We start from the raw sequence: 17,890 nt of genomic DNA, 5'->3' as shown, positions 1-17,890 counted from the left end.
TTGATCGTGGACTGGCAGGTCTACTACGACGCCGCCAGAAGGTGCCACGCTCTGGCCGATGCACTCCGCGCAGCCGACAAGCCGCTGCACGAGATGAAGAGCGGCTGCGCGGGCATGGCGGGCGATTCGGACGGCTGCCGGCAGTGGGGCGAGAAATATGACCAAGTGGCACAGGAAACCATGCAGTCCTGCACCAACTTGGCCGATGCGCTGACGAACTTCGGTTTCGTGCTGTTCGCCACCGGCTACAACTATGGCAAGCGAGCTGGAACGAACCCGGCACCCTACCGGCCCGCTGTCCAGCCGGTGGCCTTCTACAGGGTGACGATCCCCTCATCGGTCGGCAACAACGGAAGCGGAGTCGACAAGCACGATGATGGACTCGGGGAGTTCTACGACCAACTGGTCGGGAAGATAGGCCAAGAGTTCGGCAAGCTTCCCAACGGCAACGTCAACACCCTGCAAACCGCCGCTGACAAGTGGAAGCAGTTCGCCGAGAACGAGTCCGTCAGGGGGGCCGAGGCCGAAATATCGCGGATCACGGAGCTTTTCGACCGTATCCAGGACAAGACAAATCTCCCCCGCATTCTCGAGCGGTTGGATGCTCTACGCGGGAGTGCGGGCCAGATAGCCATCGGTGCGTCGACACTCGCCGGTCTGGTAGGGGAATACCACACGAGCACCAGGAATGCTCGGACGAGCTTCGAATCGGAGATCAATGTCGCCGTCGCAGCGGCCGGGATAACCGTGGCCGGTGCGCTGGTGTTCGCTGCTATCAGCTTCGGCGGTTCACTCCTGGCCGGCGCGGGAGCTATCGGCGGAATCGTGCTGAATTGCGTCAACGCGATTCGCACGGCCTTTCAAACCAGCAACCTCATCAAGGTCATCGGACTCACCGCTGCTACCGCAGGCGCCGCGGTCACCCTGAAGCATTTCAACACCATGCCGGACATGACCGACATGGTCACCGAGGGCGGGAAACTCGGGGCCATCATCCTGATGAAGGTCCTCGTAGACGACGCCGCCCAGGAGATGGGTGATGCCTGGAAGGACGCTCCCGGCACCGCGCCCGGAAACGTGTCGATCACCGAAGGTCGGCGAATCCATATCCTGGACGGCGACGGTGACGAAGCCGGTGGCGGTCACGCACCGGGAACCGGGGCACCGAACAAGACGGAATTCCCCGACAGCGACCCGTGGACCGACGACCACATCATCGACAGAATCCAGGATGTAGCGAAGAATCCTGACCAGACCCCGGTGCTTCAGGACAACGGACGGTACAGGGTATCGGGTGTACGCGACGGAGTTCTCATCGAAGTCATCGTCAACCCCGACGGTAGTATCCGCACCGGATATCCGGTCAGCGGCCCGGGTGTGTACCGGAACGACGAGAACGGTGATCCAATCAAGTAGCAGAGAGGGAACGATGGTGGATTCGAGCGGGCGGCAGCGCAGAACGCGCGAGCGACCGCAACGGACACAAGCCCAGATCGACCGCCTGAACAAGCTGAACGCGGACTCCCGCGCACTGCTGGAGCAACTCGCGAACCGGCTGCCACCCGAGGCCGTCGCCCAGTATCAGCGGTTCGGCGAGGTCGGCGAGTGGGGCGAGCTGGTCGACAATCTCTGCGCCGGCCTGGTGAAGCGGCGAATACCGGTCACCGAGGAGGAACGCGACCGTCTCGCCGCCCTGCTGGCGATGTTCGGTAGCCGCGAGGACTATGTGTACCTGAAGGATCCCGAGCAGGTTCTGGCTCAGCTCGTCGTCAAGCCCGACTGATCGAGCCCGGAATCGGATTTCGTCCCGCACCGGGATGGCGCGCGGCATAATCGGGACCGACTGTCGGACAACGACATCGGGGGATCATGGTTGCACGCAGGGAGCTGCTGCGGGCGGCGGCGTTGCTGCCGCTGGTGGCGGGGTGCGGGGCGGGCCCGTTCGGAGGCTCGGGGGCGGTGCGGATCGCGGTGGCGTGGAGCGGGGGTGAGCTGGCAGCCTTCCGCACGGTGCTCGCCGGGCTGGAGAACGTGCCCGCCGTGGAGGTGGTGCCGCTCGGTGACGACATCGATACGGCGTTCGGCTCGGCGGGGCGGGAGGCCCCGGACATCGTGATGATGCCGCAGATCGGGCAGGTGCAGGCGCTCGCGGCGCGCGGCAGGCTGCGGCCGGTGCCCGATTCGGTGTGGTGCGGCGGGGAGCCGCCGTACGCGAAGTACTGGGAACGGCTGCTCTTCCACGACGGGAAGCCCTACGGAGCGCCGTTCAAGCTCACGGCGAAGTCGCTGGTGTGGTTCGACCGGGAGGCGATGGCGAACTACGACCTCGGCGACCCGGCCGGGTGGACCGTGCCGGACTGGGTCGCCGCGGCCGGTGAGCTCTCCGGCGGGCCGGTGCGGTTCCTCGCGCCCGCCGGGGCCGACGGGTGGACGCTCACCGACAGTTTCGAGAACATGCTGCTCGCCGAGTCCCCCGACGACTACGCCGAACTGGCGGAGAGCGTGCCGCCGCGGCGCTGGGACCGCTGCGGGGTGCGGGCCGCACTCGAGAACCTCGGCGCGCTGTGGGGCGTCCGCGCGGCGCGCGGGATCGGCTACACCATGACCAGGCAGTTCCCGGACGCCGTCCGCGAGGTCTTCGACCACCGCACCGCGCTCATGGTCGCGATGCCGGACTTCGCCGAGCCGATCGTGCGGCGCTGCCTGCGGCACGCGAAACGCGCCGAGGAGGTCGTCGGCACCACCTGGTTCCCGCCCGTCGCCGGCGGGACCCGGCCGCACATCGTCGGCGGCGATGTGGCGGTGCTGACGGCGGGGGGGAGCGACGCGGCGGACAAGGCGGCGAACAAGGTGATCGCCGCTCTCGCCGCACCCGAAGCGGCGAAGCCGTGGATCGAAGGGGCGGGCGGGTTCCTCGGGCCACACCGGAAAACCGAGGCGAACTACTCCCGGATCCTGGGCCCGGTGGCCGAGGAGCTGACCGCGGAGCCCGTGGTCGAGCTGTCCGAGCGGATCGGCACGATGGGCGGGCGGCACGGGCTGTGGCCGGTGCTGACCGACTTTCTCGCCGAGGTCGGGGACGGGGCGAACCCGGTGCAGCCCGCGGTCGATCGGGCGGTCGCGGCGCTCGACGAACGCGAACGGCGGTAGCGGTGCGCACGAATGCCTACATCGATGCGCACGGCGTCCGGCTCGCGCTGACCACCAGGCCCATGCGGGGGGCGCCGGTGCCGGGCATGCCGCGCAGGCGCCTGCTGACGCTGCTCTGGGCGGCGCCCGCGGCGGTGCTGGTCACCGCGATATTGATCGTCCCGGCGGCGGTCACCGTCGGTTTCGCGGTGGCGACAACGCCCGCGGTCCCGCTGTGGTGCGCGGTGGCCGTCGCGGCGGTGGTGGGTGCGGTCGTCGTCGGCAGGAAACACGGAGCGAAGCCGGTGCAGCGGGTCGGCCTGGCGGTGGCGGCCGTCGCGGTGGTCGCTCTGGCCTGTTACCGGGTCGGGCGCGGGTTGAGCCCGGCGGGCGCGCGGGCCTACCTCTTCACCGGGTGCATGGTGCTGCTCGCCACGGTGATGGTCGCGGTCGCGCTTGCCCTCGCCGTGTCGCTGCAGAATCACTGGGACATGTGGCTGCCGCTGGTGGCGCCGTGTGCGGTGGCCGCGCTGGTCTCCGGGGTCGCGTTCCGACTGATCTTCCAGCGGCTGGCCGACCTGTTCGGTTTCGACTCGCAGCCCGCCGTCTTCTGGTGGTTCTGCCTGCTGCCCCCGGTCGCCTTCGTCTGGACCTGGTTCGGTTTCGCCACCGCGCTGCTGCACGACGGCATCCGGGCTACCGACATCACCCCCGCCAAGGGCGCCCACATCAAGGCTCGCAAGGGGTGGAGACGGCATAAGCGCAGATTGGAGCAGCTGCGTCCGGTGATCCTCGTCCTAGCCACCGGCATCGGCGTCGCCGCGGCGCGCATGTTCGACGCCGTGCTCATCGGCGTCCCGTGGCCGCTGCAGGAGTGGAACGAGGGCGCCACCGTGTTCTGGTGGCGGCTGGCGAGCGACCCGGACACCGGCTTCGGTCCGGAGGCGGTGTACGCCGTACCGCTCGCCGCGCTGGTCGGCGTGGCGGCCTGGTTCTTCCAGAACGAGACCGGCGGCGGGCGGCCCATCGCACCCCGGATCGACCGGACCAGGGAGCGCCCGGGCTGGAAGCGGACGCTCGTCGCCACCGCCGTCTTCCTGGTCGTCGCCTTGCCGATCCTGGTCCTGGTCGCCGCGACATTCTGGGGTCCCTACGGTTTCCAGCTCGACGCGGTGACCGGGCTGCTCCGGGACAGCGCCCTGCTCGGCTCGCTCGGCAGCACGGGGTGGGTGGCGCTGGCCAGCACGCTGCTGGTGGTGACCGCCGCCATCCCCGCCGCGCTCCGGCTCGCCGCGGCCGAGCCCTCCGCGACCGAGCCGCCCGGTGCCGGATGGAAGCGGGCGGGGACGAAGAGCGTGGTGGCGGGGCTGGTCGTGCTCGCGGTGCTGCCGGTGCAGACCTACCTCGGCCCGATCGTCTGGGCCGTCGAGCACGGCGGGCTGGCGGGCACCAAGACCCCGCTGATCCTGGTGCACGCCGCCGCCGGAATACCGATCGCCGTCCTGGTCCTGCGCGCCGCGCTGCTCGCCGCCCCGGACGGCGCCGCCGCCCTGCAGGGCCTCTCCACCCCGGGCACCGCCGTGCGCAGGCTGCTGGAGACCGCCGGGCCCGCGCTCGTCGCCGTCGCGGTGCTGCAGTCGGTGCAGGTGTGGAACGACTTCACCATCGGTTTCCTGCTCGGCGGCGCGGGCGGTAGCCCCTGGTCGCTGCTGCTCTGGGGTGAGGCGCGGCAGTTCGAGGAGAACTCCGCCCGGTTGGCCGCCGGTTCGCTGCTCTCGGCGGTGGTGCCGGTGCTGGTGCTTGTACTCACCTGGCGGCGTTGGCTGGTGCCCGGGTTGACCGGAGGTGCGGTGCGATGAGCACGGAACCCGCCGACTCGTCCTCGGATACCGATCTCGCCGCACGCCGGGGCGGGGAGCAACGCTCGACGCTATGGCGGGTCGCGGTCGGAACCACACCGGTGGTCGCGACGGCGCTCACACTGGAGTTCGGCCGGACACTGGTTGTCGACTCCTTCGGCGAGTCCGAGGTGGTCGAGACGCTGGCGAGCACGCTGCGGGCGTTCTGGATCCTGCTCGTCGTCGGCGGGGTGCTCTTCGCCGGATACCGGTGGTATTCGCAGCGGCGAGACGGGGAGCGGCTCGAGCGGACCCGCGCCCTGCTCGACGCGCTCGACAAGCCGCAGGTTCCGGTGGACGGAATCGCATCCGAAGCAGACAGTTCACTGCAGCCGGTCGATTCACCGCGGAACCGCACCGAGATGGCGGTGCTGCAGCACCTTCCGGCGCGCCGGTACGACAGCGCTTTGTTGCTCGCTGTGGCCGCGGCGCTCACCGACGCCGCGCACTCGCTCCGCGAGAGCGATTCGTCCGCACCGACCTACCGATCCCCTACCGACCTCGTCGAACAGCTGCTGCGGGACAGGATCCTCGCAGTGGCTGGCGCCTACTACTCCCCCACGGTGTGGGAGCCGGTATCGGCGCACGCCGAGGTATTGACGAAACCGGCATGGGCGACGGCTCTTTACACGCTGGTCCACGAGCACGCCGAGCGGGCACGCGCACGGGCCGCCGCGCTCGAACACCCCGAGTACGCTATGACGGCCCGCGCCTGGTTCGACAGCGTGCAGGGCGACCTCCGCGGACTGATCACCGGCTGCCACCACGTGGCTTCGCACAAGAAATTGCCCAAAGCGGTGCTCCCCGAGCTGATCCGCATCATCGACGCGCTCGACGTGTACTACGGCTACGATCACCGGAGCGCCGACCTCCGCGCGCTGGTCACCGCGCTCTCGACCCCGTCGGAGTTCCCGCTACACAGGGCCCTGCTGCAGCTGCGTGCGAATCCGGCGGGCGCGCCGAAAGTGCGGCTCCGCCCGCTGGCCTGGTCCAATGCCGTCGCCGCGCGCCGTCGGCACGGCCACACCCTAGAGCGTTTCGACACCGCCGAGGACGGTCCGGACGCGACCGCTCGCAAGCTCGAGCAGGTCTGGCGCAGGCTACCGCGGGCGGATCTGCACGCCGAGGTCTGCGTCCTGGTCAACCTCGCGGTGGTCGAGCTCCGCCGCGGCAATCTCGACGCGGCGGGTGACCGCCTTGATCTCGCCTTCGCCCGCACCGAGAACGGCCGCGATCCCGGCGGCCGCGCACACGCCACCGAGATTCTCGGCATCCTGCACTGGATGCGCGGTGAACAGATCGCCGCCCTGCTCGCGTGGCGCACCGCGTACACCGGGTACCGCGCGCTCGCCGACGACCGCGGCCGGGGCCGCTGCCTACGCCACCTCGGCTCGGCCCTACGGGCCGCGCCGGAGTTCGGCGGCAGTGCCGTCGCGCCGCCGGCGCCCGACCAGCCGCTGAATCACGATCGAGTGGTGCGCCAGGCGCGCGGCTGGCTCACCGCAGCCGATCTTCTCGATCCCGCCAGCCCGGCGGCGCCGCCGCCCCCGTCGGCAATGCCGGGGCTTCCGATGGACAGCTCACCGCTCGAACTCCCCGACCCGCACCTGCGCATCCCCCGGCCCACCGCCGACTCCTGACAAACCTCACCCCCGCGGCAACCCCAGAATCCGCTCCGCGATGATCGTCCGCTGAATCTCCGATGTCCCCCCGGCGATGGTCCCCGCGAAACTGCGCACGAACCGCTCGAACCACCCCGGCGCGCTCTCGTCCACATTGAACGGACTGTGCCGAGCCGTCACATCCGGGTGCGGCAGCGCGGAACCGCCCGCGGCGGCGAGCGCGTGCTCGGAGGCGCGCTGCACCGCCTCCGAGCCGAGCAGCTTGAGCACCGACATCTCGGCCGGGTCGTCCTGCCCGGCAGCGGCTTTCGCGAGCGCGCCGGAGCCGAGCAGGCGCAGCGCGAGAGCGTCGAGGGCGAGGGTGGCGTAGCGGTCCTCCTGGACCGGCCCGGTGGGGTGGAAGTCGGCGAGCAGCCCGTCCAGCCGGACGGCGAAGCTGGTCCAGAGCAGGTTGCGCTCGTGCCCGAGCGACCCGTTCGCCACCCGCCACCCCTGGTTCTCCGGGCCGAGCAGGTTCTCGGCGGGCACTCGAACGCCGGCGAAGAAGACCTCGTTGAAGTCCAGGTCGCCGGGGTCGCAGACCGAGGCGAACGGCCTGCGCTCGACCCCGGGCAGGTCGGTCGGGATGATCAGGGCCGAGATGCCACGGTGCTTGGGCGCGGCGGGGTCGGTGCGGACGAAGGTGAGCAGGACGTCGGCGTCGTGCGCGCCGGAGGTCCAGACCTTCTGGCCGTCCACGACGTAGACCTCGCCGTCGCGGACCGCGCGGGTGCACAGCCCGGCGAGGTCGGAGCCCGCGCCGGGCTCGCTCATGCCGAGCGCGGCGGTCAGGTCACCGCGCAGGATCGGGACCGCCCAGCGCCGCTTCTGCTCCTCGGTGCCGAAGGTGAGCAGCGAGGCGGCGATGATCCCCGACCCCTGCGGGTTGAAGTTCTCGTAGATCCCGCGCCGCGCCAGCTCCTCCCGGTGCACGTACTGCTGCAGGATTCCGGCGCCGCGCCCGCCGTAGCCGGGCGGGTTGCCCGGCACCAGCCAGCCGTGCTCGAAGAGCACCCGCTGCCAACCCCGCGCCCACTCGGGGATGTCGCCGGTGGAGCCGGGGCGCTCGCCCGCGGCGGCGTCGGCGGGCAGGTGTTCGTCCAGGAACCGGACGAACTCGGCGCGGAACTCCTCGACGTCGGCGTCAAACGACAGCTGCACGGTACTCCTTCGCGATCGTGGCGCGGTGCTCGTCGGCCCCGCCGAGCAACAGATCGACGGCCTTGGCCCGCTTGAGCGCGAACTGCACGTCGTTCTCCCAGGTGAAGCCCATGGCCCCGAACAGCTGCAGGCCGTGGCGGAAGACCACGGCCTGGCATTCGCCCGCGGCGGCCTTGGCCATGACGGCGGCGAGCGGGGCGCGCGGGTCGGCGGCCGACGCGGTGAGCGCGGCCCAGTAGGTCAGCGCGCGGGCCCGCACCACGGCGACGTGCATGTCGGCGGCCTTGTGCTGCACCGCCTGGAAGGAGCCGATCGGGGCGCCGAACTGCGTGCGCTCGCGCACGTGCGCGACCACCGACTCCAGCACCCTGGCGCAGGCGCCGACGCCGGTCGCCGCGAGCCCGGTCAGCGCGGCGGCCCTCGCGCGGGCGGAATCCGCTGCCACCCGGTCGGCTTCGGTGACCCGCACGCCGTCCAGCGTGACCTGCGCGACGTGCAGCACCGGATCGAAGACCGGGATGCGCCGCGCGGTCGCGGCGCTCGCGGGCAGCACGAAGACCCCGGCGCCGGTGGCGACGGCGAACCGCTCGGCGCGGTCGCCGTCGAGGACCTGCGCGGTGCCGTCCAGCCGCCAGCCGCCGCCGTCGCGGTGCGCGGCGATCCCGTCGAAGAGCGCGGCGCCGGGCACCGCGGGTTCGGCGGCGCCCGCCAGGGGCGCGTACTGCGACATGGTCGCCAGGTAGGGGGTGGGGTCGGTGGCGCGGCCGAGCTCCTCCAGCAGGATGGTCAGCTCCACGGCGTCGGCGGGATCGGCCAGCCCGGTCCAGCCCTGCTCGACGTAGCGCTTCCACAGCGCGGCCGGGTCGGCGCCGCGATCCACCACCTCGCGGACCAGCGCGGGCGGGCAGTGCTTCGCGACGGCCTCGCGCACGGTCTGCTGCCAGAACCGCTGATCGGAGTCGAACTCGAGCAACACGCGGTCGGCCTCTCTTCCGTCGAAATCACATGAGAATAATATTCTTCAAATACGGTAGTGTGAATTCTCCACATCGGCCAGAGCTGAACGGAGCTGGACCATGCCGCTTCCGTCACATCACACTCCCGCGGCGTGCCCGTGAGCAGCGAGGAGCAGCCCGCCTGGAAGCAGCGCGCGGTCGAGCGCTCGCTGCGCACCGCGACGCAGCGGGCGGGCCAGCGGGTGCAGCGCTTCCTCGACGCCGCGCAGGCGATCATCACCGAGAAGGGCAGCACCGATTTCACGGTGCAGGAGGTGGTCGACCGCTCCCGGCAGTCGCTGCGCAGCTTCTACCTGCAGTTCGACGGCAAGCACGAGCTGCTGCTCGCGCTCTACGAGGACGCGCTGGCCAAGACCGCCGAGCAGATCCGCGCCGCCACCGCGACGCACGCCGACCCGCTGGCGAAGCTGCGCATCGCGGTGGAACTGCTCTTCCAGCTCTGCCGTCCCGATCCGGATGCGCGCCGCCCGCTCTTCACCGAGTTCGCGCCGCAGCTGCTCAGCTCGCACCCGGCCGAGGTGCGCAGCGCGCACGCCGTGCTCTTCGGCATGTTCACCGAGCTCATGACCGAGGCGAGCGAGTCGGCGCGGCTCCGCGCCGACCTGCCCCCGCGCCGGATGGCGGCCATGACGCTGCACACCGTCATGTTCATCTCGCAGCCGGGCAGCACCGAGGGCGAGGCGCGGCCGATCACCGCCGAGGAAGTCTGGAACTTCTGCGCGCACGGCATCGTCACGCCGGAGTGAGAATGCCACTCTCTTAGAGAGATAATCTGCCTTACAATCGGGGAATGCCCGACATGTGGAACGACCTGCTGGCCACCCTCGACCTGAAGCAGGTCGACACCGCCGCCTACGAAGGCCCGAACCAGACGCTGGAGTACCACCGCGTCTTCGGCGGCCAGATCCTGGGCCAGCTGCTGGTGGCGGCCCGGCTGGCCTTCCCGGGGAAGACGGTGAAGTCGCTGCACACGGTCTTCCCGCGGGAGGGGAAGTCGGACACCCCGATCCGGTACGAGGTGCAGCCGCAGCACGAGGGCCGCTCCTTCGCCACCGCGACGCTCACCGCGCGGCAGGGCGAGCAGGTGGTGGCGAGCGCGGTGGCCTCGCTGCACGCCCCCGAGGAGGGGGCGGAGCGGCAGAGCCTGCCCGGGGTCGGCGGGCTGCCCGGCCCGGAGCACCGCAGGGAGTTCGGGCTGATCCCCTGGGAGACCAGGGCCGTCGACGACCTGGACGGCACCGAGGCGGGCCCGCCCGCCTACGAACTCTGGCTGCGCACCCCCGAGATCGATCCGGAGCTCGGCGCCCCGCTCACCGCGTACGCCACCGACCTCACCCTGATCGGCACCGCGCTGCGCCCCGAGGAGGGAATCAGCCACGTCGGCAACGGGGTGCAGTTCGTCTCCGCGGTCACCTCGCACACGCTGTGGTTCCACCGGCCGGTGCGCAGCGACGCCTGGCAGGTGCTGCGCCAGCACTCGCCGATTCTGGCGGGCGGGCGGATCTTCGGCCGCGGCGACGTGATCACCGAGTCCGGTGAGCTGGTCGCCTCCTACGCCCAGGAGGCCCTCTTCCGCCCGCGCCCCTGACGCGGGGCGAGACGGCAGCGCGGGCGGGCCACCAGCCTCGGCGCCTGCCGAACGAAGTGGAGGAGCCGCCTGCACCGGAGTGCGGGCGGCTCCTCCACATTCCGGGGGGTCAGCCGGTGACGGCGTCCCCGCGCGGCTTCCAGACCGTGACGCTGAGGCTCGCGACGTCCAGCGTGGGGCTGAGCGGAATCTCCCCGGACCCGGCCCGCCTGGTGAACTCCGCGACCACCTCGGCGGGCTCGGCGGTGAGGTCGTAGACCGCGAGGTAGCGGTGCGCGGGCGCGGCGGCGGCCCGGCCAGGCAGCGCGCCGGGCAGCAGGTCGAAGCGCTGGCCCGCGCTGATTCCCGGCACCTTCACCACGTCGGCCAGGTGGGTGGTGTCGTACCACTCGTTGAACGCGTCGTCCTGGCCTTCCACGGCATTGGAGAACACGAGCATCTTCGCTTCGGTCACGGGTGGACCTTCCTTCCCTCAGTCGCTCGCGGGGAGCGGCTTCGCCTCTTTGAGCGCCAGCGGAGTGGCGCCCACGCTGAGCGTGCCCGCTCCGGCCTTGGTGACGAGGACCTCCGCGCCGGATTCGTCGACGTAGCGCTTGCCCATGAGGTTGCCGTCGGCGAACGCGGGCTCGATGGTGCCGCCGGGGGCGGCGTCGCTGCCGAGCGGGACCATGGGGGCGCCGCCCGCGCGCAGGTCGTCCAGGCTCTCCGCGGCGCGCACCACGATGACCTCGGTGTCGCAGACCTGGCTGCGCAGTCGGGTTCCGTTCTTGACCATTGTCGTCCTCTCTACGTGGTGACGGCGTCCGCCGCCTGCTCCGGCCCGTACTCGGTGACCAGGTCGCGGCGCAGCACCTTGCCGGTGGGGGTGGCGGGCAGGGAATCGCGGAAGACCACCCGGTCCGGGGTGCGCGAGCCGCGCAGCCCCGCCCGGACGAAGGCGCGCAGCTCCTCGGGGTCCGGCGCGGCGCCCGCCGCGGGGACGACGACGGCGACGATGATCTGCCCCCACTGCGCGTCCTCGACGCCGATCACCGCGACCTCGCGCACCTGCGCGTGCTCGACCAGCACGTCCTCGATCTCGGCGGGCGCGATGTTCTCGCCGCCGCGGATGATGGTGTCGTCCGAGCGGCCGCCGAGGAACAGGTAGCCGTCGGCGTCCAGGGTCGCGACGTCCCTGGTCGGGAACCAGCCCTCGGCGTCGAGCACCGAGCCGATGCCGGTGTACTTCCCGGAGACCTGCGGCCCGCGCACGTACAGCTCGCCGGTCTCGCCGGGCGGGAGCACGGCTCCGCTCTCGTCCCTGACCTGCAGTTCGATCCCCGGGACCGGGGTGCCGACCGAGCCGAGCCTGCGGATGACCGCCGGGTCGTCGGAGGCGAGCGCGGCGCGGTGCTCGTCCGGGCCGAGCACGGCGATGGTGGAGCTGGTCTCGGTGAGGCCGTAGGCATTGACGAAGCCGACCTCGGGCAGCCGCTCGAGGGCGGTGCGCAGCAGCGGCAGCGCGACCTTGGAGCCGCCGTAGGCGAGGGTGCGCAGCGCGGGCAGGCCTGCGCCGGTGCGCTCCAGCTCGGCGACGATCCTGGCCAGCATGGTCGGGACCACGGTGGCCGAGGTGACGCGCTCGCTCGCGGCCAGGTCGATCCAGCGGGTGGCGTCGAAGTTGCGCAGGTATACCACCTTCCGGCCCGCGTACAGGTTGGAGAGCGCGGCGCCGACGCCCGCGATGTGGTACGGCGGGACGCAGACCAGGGCGGCGTCGTCCGGGGCGGCGGAGCCGAACTCGACGGTGCCGGTGATGTAGCTGACCAGGTTGTGGTGCGAGAGCTCGACCGCCTTGGGGGTCGAGGTGGTGCCCGAGGTGAAGAGCACCACCGCGACCTGCTCGGGGTCGGCGAACTCGGCGACCGGCTCCGCGGTGGCCGCACGCTCCAGGAACTCGGCGGAGCGGAGCACGGTGACCCCGTGGCCCGCGACCCGGGTGACGATGTCGTGGTACTCGTCGTCGGCGATCAGCAGCGGGGTGTCGAGGCGCGCGATGAGCGCGCCGAGGCCGTCGGGGCCGAGGCGGTAGTTCAGCGGGGTGAAGGGCACCGCGGCGCCCGCCGCGGCGAAGATCAGCAGCGGGAGCAGGTGGCCGCCGGTGCCGACGTAGCCGACGCTGCGCGCGCCGGAGCCCGCGATCACGCCGGATCCGCCCTGTACCGCGGTGTGCAGATCGGTGACGCTCCAGCGCACCTCGTCGCATACCAGGGCCGGGCGGTCCGGGTTGCTCGATGCCGCCATGTCCAGCAGCAGCGAAACGCTCATCCCGCACCCTTTCCACCTCGTGATACAGCCGTTCTCATTGGCGAGAATAACATAATCACTTCGTCCGATCCGGAATCGCGGAAATAGGTCTTCACTCTCGTGATAACGTCATTCTCGTCCGATTCCGAGACGAACGGAGGTGCGCCATGAGTCCGGTTACCGGACCCGGCGCGGTGGTCGCGGACGATCTGCTGCTCGCCGCCGAGGCGGCGGAGGCGGAGGCGGTCGCCGCCGAGGCGCGGGCCGAGGCGGCGCGGGCGCGCGCCAGGGCCGCGCAGTTGCGCCGCGAGGCGGGGAAGCGGGCGGCGCCCGATACCGACGGCGCCGCCGAGCCCGGAAGCGATGCCGACGAGCCTGCGCGCAGCGTCAGCGAAGCGAGCGCCGCGGCAGGCGGTCCGGCGGCCGACGAGCCGGCCGCTATCGCGGACGATGTGAGCACCACCGCCGGAGTCGAGGCGGAAGACGACGCGGAGGCCGATGAGGTTTCCCGCCTCGGGCGGGTGCGGGCGGCGCTGGCGGCGAATCCGCGCCGGACGGCGCTGCGGGCGGCGGCGGTGCTGGTCATCGCCGCGGCGCTGGCGACGTCGGGGTTCCTCGGGGTGCAGCACCGCGAGGCGGCGGCGCAGGAGCGCAGGGCGGCGGAGTTCGCGGCGGCGGCGAAGCAGGGGGTGATCGCGCTGACGACCCTGGACTTCACGCACGCGGCGGCGGACGTGCAGCGCGTACTGGACAACTCGACCGGCCCGTTCCGCGACGACTTCCAGGGCCGCTCCGCCGACTTCACCTCGGTGATCGAACAGTCCCAGGTCGCCACCGAGGGCACGGTGAACGCGGTCGCGGTGGAGTCCATGACCGCCGACTCCGCCGTCGTCCTGGTCGCCGCCACCTCGAAGGTCACCAACTCCGGCGGCGCGCAGCAGGAGCCGCGCGCCTGGCGGCTCAGCGTCACGGTGCAGCGCGAGGGCGACGCCGTGCGCATGTCCAAGGTGGAGTTCGTCCCGTGATCGCCCGCCTGCGCGCCCACACCGGCTCGATCCTGCTCGCGATCCTGGTGCTCGCCTCGATCGCCACCGCCGCCACGCTGTACGCCGCGAACCGCCCCGACGCGGGCACCGACCACGCCGCGCAGGAGCGGGCCGTCGCGGCCGCGACCGAGGGCACCGTCGCGCTGCTCTCGTACGCCCCGGACACCCTCGACCGTGACTTCGCCGCCGCCGAACAGCACCTCACCGGCGACTTCCTGGACTACTACAGCCAGTTCACCGAGCAGGTGGTCGCCCCCGCGGCCCGCGAGAAGTCGGTGCGCACCAGCGCGACCGTGGTCCGCGCCGCCGTCGCCGAGCTGCGCCAGGACCAGGCGGTGGTGCTGGTCTTCATCAACCAGAGCACCACCAGCGCGGAGAAGCCGGACCCGGCGCTGGCCGCCAGCAGCGTGCGGGTGACCCTTGACAAGGTCGCCGACGCCTGGCGCATCGCCGCCTTCGACCCGGTCTGATCGCGAGAATTACATTCTCCTGCGCTGGTAGTTCGTTTACAATGTTAGGTATGCCTGACCTGTGGGGAGAACTGCTCGAGTGCCTCGACCTGCGTCAGCGGCCGACCACGCCACCCGGTGACCGCGGCAGGCGCCGCGAGACCCTGACCGTCTACGAGGGGCCGAGCCTCCCGCTGGACCACGGCTGGCTCTACGGCGGCCAGGTGCTCGCGCAGATCGTGCGCGCCGCGCAGCTCGCCTGCCCGGCCAAGGCGGTGAAGTCGCTGCACACCCTCTTCGCGCACGAGGGCAAGGGCGACGCCCCGGTCTACTACATCGTGCAGCGCCAGCAGGAGGGGCGCTCGTTCGCGGCGCTCACCGTGACCGCGCGGCAGAAGCGGGACGTGGTCGCCACCGCCATGGTCTCGCTGCACCTGCCCGAGGACGGCCCCGCGCACCAGACCGCCCCCGAGCTCCCCGCCCTGCCCGGACCCGGCCACCGGATCGCCATGCCGCTGCTGCCGTGGGAGACCAGGGCCACCGCCGACCTCGACGACCCCGGCGCCGCCCAGCCGGACTTCGACATCTGGATGCGCACCCCGGCGGCCCCGCCCGAGCTGCACCCGGCGCTCACCGCCTACGCCACCGACCTCTTCCCGATCGGCACCGCGCTGCGCCCGCTCGGCGGGGTGAGCCAGGCGGGCAACGGCACCGACTTCACCTCGGCGCCGATCACGCACTCGCTCTGGTTCCACCGCGCGCTGCGCGCCGACGACTGGCTGCTGCTGCGGCACCACAGCCCGCTGGTCGCGCACGGCCGCTGCTACGGCCGCGGCGACGTCTTCACCGGCGACGGCTCGCTGGTCGCCTCCTTCGCCCAGGAGGGGCTGCTCCGCTTCCGGCCGTAGCCGCTCCCGCGCCCCGCCGACCGAACGGACCCCGCATGACCGCCGAACCGCTCCTGCCGATCCCGACCGCTACGCACCGGGTGGTGCAGTGGGCCACCGGCAATGTCGGCGGGCACGCGCTGCGCGCCGTGCTCGAGCACCCGCACCTCGTCCTCTGCGGCGTGCTGGTGCACGACCCGGCCAAGGCGGGGCTGGACGCGGCCGAGCTCTGCGGCGTCGATGGCCGCACCGGCGTCACCGCCACCACCGACGTCGCGGAGGCGCTCGCGCTCGCCCCGGACTGCGTGCTCTACATGCCGCGGCTCTTCGACCCGGACGAGGTGTGCGCGCTGCTGGTGGCCGGGATCGACGTGGTCACCACGCACGGCGAGCTCAGGCACCCGGAGAGCATGGACCCCGAGGTCTGCGCGCGGATCGAGGCGGCCTGCTGGTTCGGCGGGGCCTCGGTGCTGAGCACCGGCGTCGCGCCCGGGTTCGTCACCGAGACGCTGCCGGTGGCGCTCAGCTCGCTGCAGCGCCGGGTGCGGCGGATCGGCATCGAGGAGAGCGTGCAGCTGGCCACGCACGGCGCCGACCGGCTGATGCTGGAGGCCATGGGGTTCGGCGGCGCGGCGCGCGAGTTCGAGCCGGAGCGGCTGGCGCACGCGCGGCGGCTGCACGCGCCCTCGCTGCGGCTGCTCGCCGAGTCGCTGCGGCTGCCGCTGGACCGCGTCGCGGTGCGCGGCGAGCACGCGGTCGCCGCGCGGGACGTCGCGCTGGCGGGCACGGTGCTCCCTGCCGGGACCGTCGCGGCCCAGCGGATCACCGTCACCGGCGTCGCGAACGGCCGCGACCTGCTCGAATACCGCTCGACCTGGTACTGCACCGCCGAGCTGGAGCCCGCCTGGACGGTGCGGGAGACCGGCTGGCACGTCGCCGTCGAGGGCGAGACCCCGGTCGAGCTCTCGCTGCGCTACCCGGTGGAGCCGGAGCGGCTGGCCGCGATCTCCCCGCGGTACGCCGCGAACCGCGCGGTGAACGCCGTCGCGTACCTGCGCGCCGCGCCGCCCGGCATCCGCACCACCCGGGACCTGCCGCCGCTCGTCGCCGAGCTCGGCCATCCCTGACGAAAACCTGAATTACCGAAAGCGAGAATGATATTCTCGCAGCATGAACCTCCCCTCGATCGGCAGCGACAGGCTGCCGAGCCTCGCCGATCGCCGCGGCGCCCCGCGCAGCGCGGACATCAGGGCACTGCGCCCGCGAACGGCGCGGCCCGCCCCGCTGGACCGGCCGCTGCACATGCGCGTGCGCGACGTGCTCGACTTCTTCGAGAAGTGCCCGGAGTGCGGCTACCCCGCGCAGGCCTCGGCCGTCGAGCGCGAGATGGCGAGCGGCCGCGTCGAGGTCGTGGTCAGCCCGAGCTGCGGGCTGCCGTGCGGCTGGCGGGGCGCCCCGCGCACCACGGTGACCGGCGCCGCCCCCGCGGCCTGACGCTCAGCCCACCGGGACCAGGTCGGTGCCGCCCCATGCGCCGGTGAGCAGCAGCTCCCCGCTCCGGAAGACCTCGGAGTACTCGATGTCGGCGCCGCGCAGCCCCGCCGCCGCCAGCGCGCAGCCCTTGAAGGCGCGCGCGGCGACGCTGAGCTTGTGATGCACGGTACCGAGCCGGGCGTCCAGCTCCGCGGGCAGCTCCTCGCCCCACACCGCGACCTCGATCAGCCCGTTGTCCAGGCAGTCCAGCACGCCGCGGCGCACCCGCGGGTCGGCGTCGAAGAGCTCCGGCGCCACCGCGACCGCGTGCGGCCAGGTGTCGTGCACGGTGCTGCCCAGCGAGGTCTCCAGATCGAGCACGGTGGCGCCGAGGATCTCCAGCGGCCGCGCGTCGGAGGTGTCGGCCAGCACGACGGTCACCTCCCACCCCGCCATGGTGCGGTCGCACAGCCAGCCGCCCGCGTGCCGCACCACGTCGGCGGCGGTGGGCGCGACCACTGCGAGGCGGTACCGCAGCAGGTGCTTGCGCGAGTGGGCCCGCCTGCCGGTGGCGGAATCAGAGGTGTGAGCAGCCATGATGATCCGTTCTGCGCGTCGCTCTCTTTTGTGGAAAGTATATTCTCACTTTGGGAGAACCCATATGCGGAATCGGCACAATCCGTTGCCGATCCTCGAATCCGACAGGAGGCCGTCATGGCTCTGACCCCCCTTCCGGGCGACCAGTGGGACGAGGAGGTCGACAAGGCCCTCTCCCGCATGCTGCCCAGGGAGCGCCGCAACCCCGAGGGCGCGGGCAACGCGCTCTCGGTCCTGGTCCGGCACCCGCAGCTGACCCGCGCCTTCCTCGGCTTCAATGTGCACCTGCTCTTCAACTCCACGATCGAGCCGCGCGAGCGCGAGTTGATCATCCTCCGGGTGGCGCACCGGCGCGAGTGCACCTACGAGTGGCTGCACCACGTCGCCATGGGCAAGGAGGTCGGGTTGACCGACGCCGAGGTGGAGGCGGCCCGGCGCACCGCCGACGCTCCCGACCCCTTCGACCGGCTGCTGCTCGAGGCCGTGGACGAGCTGGACGACAAGTCGGTGCTCTCCGCGCAGACCTGGGACGCGCTCGGCGAGCGCTTCGACGACCGGCAGCGCATGGACTTCGTCTTCACCGTCGGCTGCTACACCACGCTGGCACTGGCCTTCAACACCTTCGGCATCTCCCCCGACCCCACCGCGGGCTACGAGGGCAAGCGCTGACGCCGACGGCGCGGACCCGGGCTCCGGGTC

At 71.9% G+C, this 17,890-nt stretch carries 19 protein-coding genes; 13 read left to right on the top strand and 6 right to left on the bottom strand.

The features are described 5' to 3' along the window. The first annotated feature begins 6 nt into the window (after positions 1 to 6). The 5 genes from ACFUUZ_RS21465 to ACFUUZ_RS21445 all read left to right on the top strand — a co-directional run bounded on the left by ACFUUZ_RS21465 (position 7) and on the right by ACFUUZ_RS21445 (position 6,667). Positions 7 to 1,416: an EndoU domain-containing protein gene (locus ACFUUZ_RS21465; RefSeq protein WP_378698838.1), complete on the top strand. Its 1,410-nt coding sequence runs from the start codon at positions 7 to 9 to the stop codon at positions 1,414 to 1,416. 13 nt (positions 1,417 to 1,429) lie between these two features. Continuing rightward, positions 1,430 to 1,783: a hypothetical protein gene (locus ACFUUZ_RS21460; RefSeq protein WP_378698836.1), complete on the top strand. Its 354-nt coding sequence runs from the start codon at positions 1,430 to 1,432 to the stop codon at positions 1,781 to 1,783. A gap of 86 nt (positions 1,784 to 1,869) precedes the next feature. After that, the gene (locus tag ACFUUZ_RS21455; RefSeq protein WP_378698834.1) at positions 1,870 to 3,150 is read left to right on the top strand and encodes an ABC transporter substrate-binding protein; all 1,281 of its coding nucleotides are present in this window, start codon (positions 1,870 to 1,872) and stop codon (positions 3,148 to 3,150) included. Between the two features lie 2 nt (positions 3,151 to 3,152). Further along, positions 3,153 to 4,988 carry a hypothetical protein gene (locus ACFUUZ_RS21450; protein ID WP_378698832.1) on the top strand — a complete coding sequence of 612 codons (1,836 nt, stop codon included), beginning with the start codon at positions 3,153 to 3,155 and terminating at the stop codon, positions 4,986 to 4,988. After that, a complete protein-coding gene (locus tag ACFUUZ_RS21445; protein WP_378698830.1) occupies positions 4,985 to 6,667 on the top strand; it encodes a tetratricopeptide repeat protein in 1,683 nt (560 codons plus the stop codon). The genes ACFUUZ_RS21450 and ACFUUZ_RS21445 overlap by 4 nt, the downstream gene beginning before the upstream one ends. A gap of 6 nt (positions 6,668 to 6,673) precedes the next feature. Here ACFUUZ_RS21445 and ACFUUZ_RS21440 read toward each other — a convergent pair whose 3' ends face one another. Then, the gene (locus ACFUUZ_RS21440; protein WP_378698828.1) at positions 6,674 to 7,849 is read right to left on the bottom strand and encodes an acyl-CoA dehydrogenase family protein; all 1,176 of its coding nucleotides are present in this window, start codon (positions 7,847 to 7,849) and stop codon (positions 6,674 to 6,676) included. Continuing rightward, complete coding sequence (locus ACFUUZ_RS21435; protein WP_378698826.1) at positions 7,833 to 8,825, bottom strand: acyl-CoA dehydrogenase family protein; 993 nt, start codon at positions 8,823 to 8,825, stop codon at positions 7,833 to 7,835. The genes ACFUUZ_RS21440 and ACFUUZ_RS21435 overlap by 17 nt, the downstream gene beginning before the upstream one ends. Positions 8,826 to 8,957: 132 nt before the next feature. On the opposite strand from ACFUUZ_RS21435, the gene ACFUUZ_RS21430 reads away from it, so the two are divergent. Next, entirely contained in the window at positions 8,958 to 9,611 is a 654-nt protein-coding gene (locus ACFUUZ_RS21430) for a TetR/AcrR family transcriptional regulator (protein ID WP_378698823.1), read from the top strand. A 44-nt stretch (positions 9,612 to 9,655) separates the two neighbouring features. After that, positions 9,656 to 10,453, top strand: coding sequence for an acyl-CoA thioesterase (locus tag ACFUUZ_RS21425; RefSeq protein WP_378698821.1), 798 nt, complete (start codon positions 9,656 to 9,658; stop codon positions 10,451 to 10,453). Positions 10,454 to 10,562: 109 nt separating this feature from the next. On the opposite strand, the gene ACFUUZ_RS21420 is transcribed toward ACFUUZ_RS21425, so the two are convergent. From ACFUUZ_RS21420 to ACFUUZ_RS21410, 3 genes are read right to left on the bottom strand one after another with little or no spacing between them, the layout of a single operon-like run. Further along, the gene (locus tag ACFUUZ_RS21420) at positions 10,563 to 10,907 is read right to left on the bottom strand and encodes a hypothetical protein (protein ID WP_378698819.1); all 345 of its coding nucleotides are present in this window, start codon (positions 10,905 to 10,907) and stop codon (positions 10,563 to 10,565) included. An 18-nt stretch (positions 10,908 to 10,925) separates the two neighbouring features. Beyond that, on the bottom strand, positions 10,926 to 11,228 hold the full coding sequence (locus ACFUUZ_RS21415) for a hypothetical protein (RefSeq protein ID WP_378698817.1): 303 nt from the start codon (positions 11,226 to 11,228) through the stop codon (positions 10,926 to 10,928). Positions 11,229 to 11,239: 11 nt separating this feature from the next. Then, the gene (locus ACFUUZ_RS21410; protein ID WP_378698815.1) at positions 11,240 to 12,760 is read right to left on the bottom strand and encodes a class I adenylate-forming enzyme family protein; all 1,521 of its coding nucleotides are present in this window, start codon (positions 12,758 to 12,760) and stop codon (positions 11,240 to 11,242) included. 146 nt (positions 12,761 to 12,906) lie between these two features. On the opposite strand from ACFUUZ_RS21410, the gene ACFUUZ_RS21405 reads away from it, so the two are divergent. From ACFUUZ_RS21405 to ACFUUZ_RS21385, 5 genes are read left to right on the top strand one after another with little or no spacing between them, the layout of a single operon-like run. After that, positions 12,907 to 13,764, top strand: a complete 858-nt coding sequence (locus ACFUUZ_RS21405; RefSeq protein ID WP_378698813.1) for a hypothetical protein — start codon at positions 12,907 to 12,909, stop codon at positions 13,762 to 13,764. Next, the gene (locus tag ACFUUZ_RS21400) at positions 13,761 to 14,255 is read left to right on the top strand and encodes a twin-arginine translocation pathway signal (RefSeq protein ID WP_378698811.1); all 495 of its coding nucleotides are present in this window, start codon (positions 13,761 to 13,763) and stop codon (positions 14,253 to 14,255) included. The genes ACFUUZ_RS21405 and ACFUUZ_RS21400 overlap by 4 nt, the downstream gene beginning before the upstream one ends. Positions 14,256 to 14,305: 50 nt before the next feature. Beyond that, complete coding sequence (locus tag ACFUUZ_RS21395) at positions 14,306 to 15,142, top strand: acyl-CoA thioesterase (protein ID WP_378698809.1); 837 nt, start codon at positions 14,306 to 14,308, stop codon at positions 15,140 to 15,142. A gap of 35 nt (positions 15,143 to 15,177) precedes the next feature. Further along, positions 15,178 to 16,248, top strand: a complete 1,071-nt coding sequence (locus ACFUUZ_RS21390) for a dihydrodipicolinate reductase (RefSeq protein ID WP_378698807.1) — start codon at positions 15,178 to 15,180, stop codon at positions 16,246 to 16,248. Between the two features lie 43 nt (positions 16,249 to 16,291). Then, on the top strand, positions 16,292 to 16,615 hold the full coding sequence (locus ACFUUZ_RS21385; RefSeq protein ID WP_378698805.1) for a hypothetical protein: 324 nt from the start codon (positions 16,292 to 16,294) through the stop codon (positions 16,613 to 16,615). 3 nt (positions 16,616 to 16,618) lie between these two features. Here ACFUUZ_RS21385 and ACFUUZ_RS21380 read toward each other — a convergent pair whose 3' ends face one another. After that, positions 16,619 to 17,131 carry a hypothetical protein gene (locus ACFUUZ_RS21380; protein WP_378698918.1) on the bottom strand — a complete coding sequence of 171 codons (513 nt, stop codon included), beginning with the start codon at positions 17,129 to 17,131 and terminating at the stop codon, positions 16,619 to 16,621. 177 nt (positions 17,132 to 17,308) lie between these two features. Here ACFUUZ_RS21380 and ACFUUZ_RS21375 point away from each other — a divergent pair, with 177 nt between their 5' ends. Further along, positions 17,309 to 17,860, top strand: a complete 552-nt coding sequence (locus ACFUUZ_RS21375; RefSeq protein ID WP_378698803.1) for a carboxymuconolactone decarboxylase family protein — start codon at positions 17,309 to 17,311, stop codon at positions 17,858 to 17,860. The last annotated feature ends 30 nt before the right edge of the window (positions 17,861 to 17,890 follow it).

Origin of the sequence: Nocardia sp. NPDC057353 (genome assembly GCF_042667085.1) — a bacterium.
Classification (GTDB): Bacteria; Actinomycetota; Actinomycetes; order Mycobacteriales; family Mycobacteriaceae; genus Nocardia.
Note: the sequence above shows the minus strand (reverse complement) of the source record. Positions and strands in the feature narration are given on the sequence as shown.

What these genes read in the sequence shown, in the direction of transcription:
- ACFUUZ_RS21460 (WP_378698836.1), top strand. Translation starts at nt 1,430, where the DNA reads ATGGTGGATTCGAGCGGGCGGCAGCGCAGAACGCGCGAGCGACCGCAA.
- ACFUUZ_RS21455 (WP_378698834.1), top strand. Translation starts at nt 1,870, where the DNA reads ATGGTTGCACGCAGGGAGCTGCTGCGGGCGGCGGCGTTGCTGCCGCTG.
- ACFUUZ_RS21445 (WP_378698830.1), top strand. Translation starts at nt 4,985, where the DNA reads ATGAGCACGGAACCCGCCGACTCGTCCTCGGATACCGATCTCGCCGCA.
- ACFUUZ_RS21425 (WP_378698821.1), top strand. Translation starts at nt 9,656, where the DNA reads ATGCCCGACATGTGGAACGACCTGCTGGCCACCCTCGACCTGAAGCAG.
- ACFUUZ_RS21415 (WP_378698817.1), bottom strand. Translation starts at nt 11,228, where the DNA reads ATGGTCAAGAACGGAACCCGACTGCGCAGCCAGGTCTGCGACACCGAG.
- ACFUUZ_RS21410 (WP_378698815.1), bottom strand. Translation starts at nt 12,760, where the DNA reads ATGAGCGTTTCGCTGCTGCTGGACATGGCGGCATCGAGCAACCCGGAC.
- ACFUUZ_RS21405 (WP_378698813.1), top strand. Translation starts at nt 12,907, where the DNA reads ATGAGTCCGGTTACCGGACCCGGCGCGGTGGTCGCGGACGATCTGCTG.
- ACFUUZ_RS21395 (WP_378698809.1), top strand. Translation starts at nt 14,306, where the DNA reads ATGCCTGACCTGTGGGGAGAACTGCTCGAGTGCCTCGACCTGCGTCAG.
- ACFUUZ_RS21390 (WP_378698807.1), top strand. Translation starts at nt 15,178, where the DNA reads ATGACCGCCGAACCGCTCCTGCCGATCCCGACCGCTACGCACCGGGTG.
- ACFUUZ_RS21385 (WP_378698805.1), top strand. Translation starts at nt 16,292, where the DNA reads ATGAACCTCCCCTCGATCGGCAGCGACAGGCTGCCGAGCCTCGCCGAT.
- ACFUUZ_RS21375 (WP_378698803.1), top strand. Translation starts at nt 17,309, where the DNA reads ATGGCTCTGACCCCCCTTCCGGGCGACCAGTGGGACGAGGAGGTCGAC.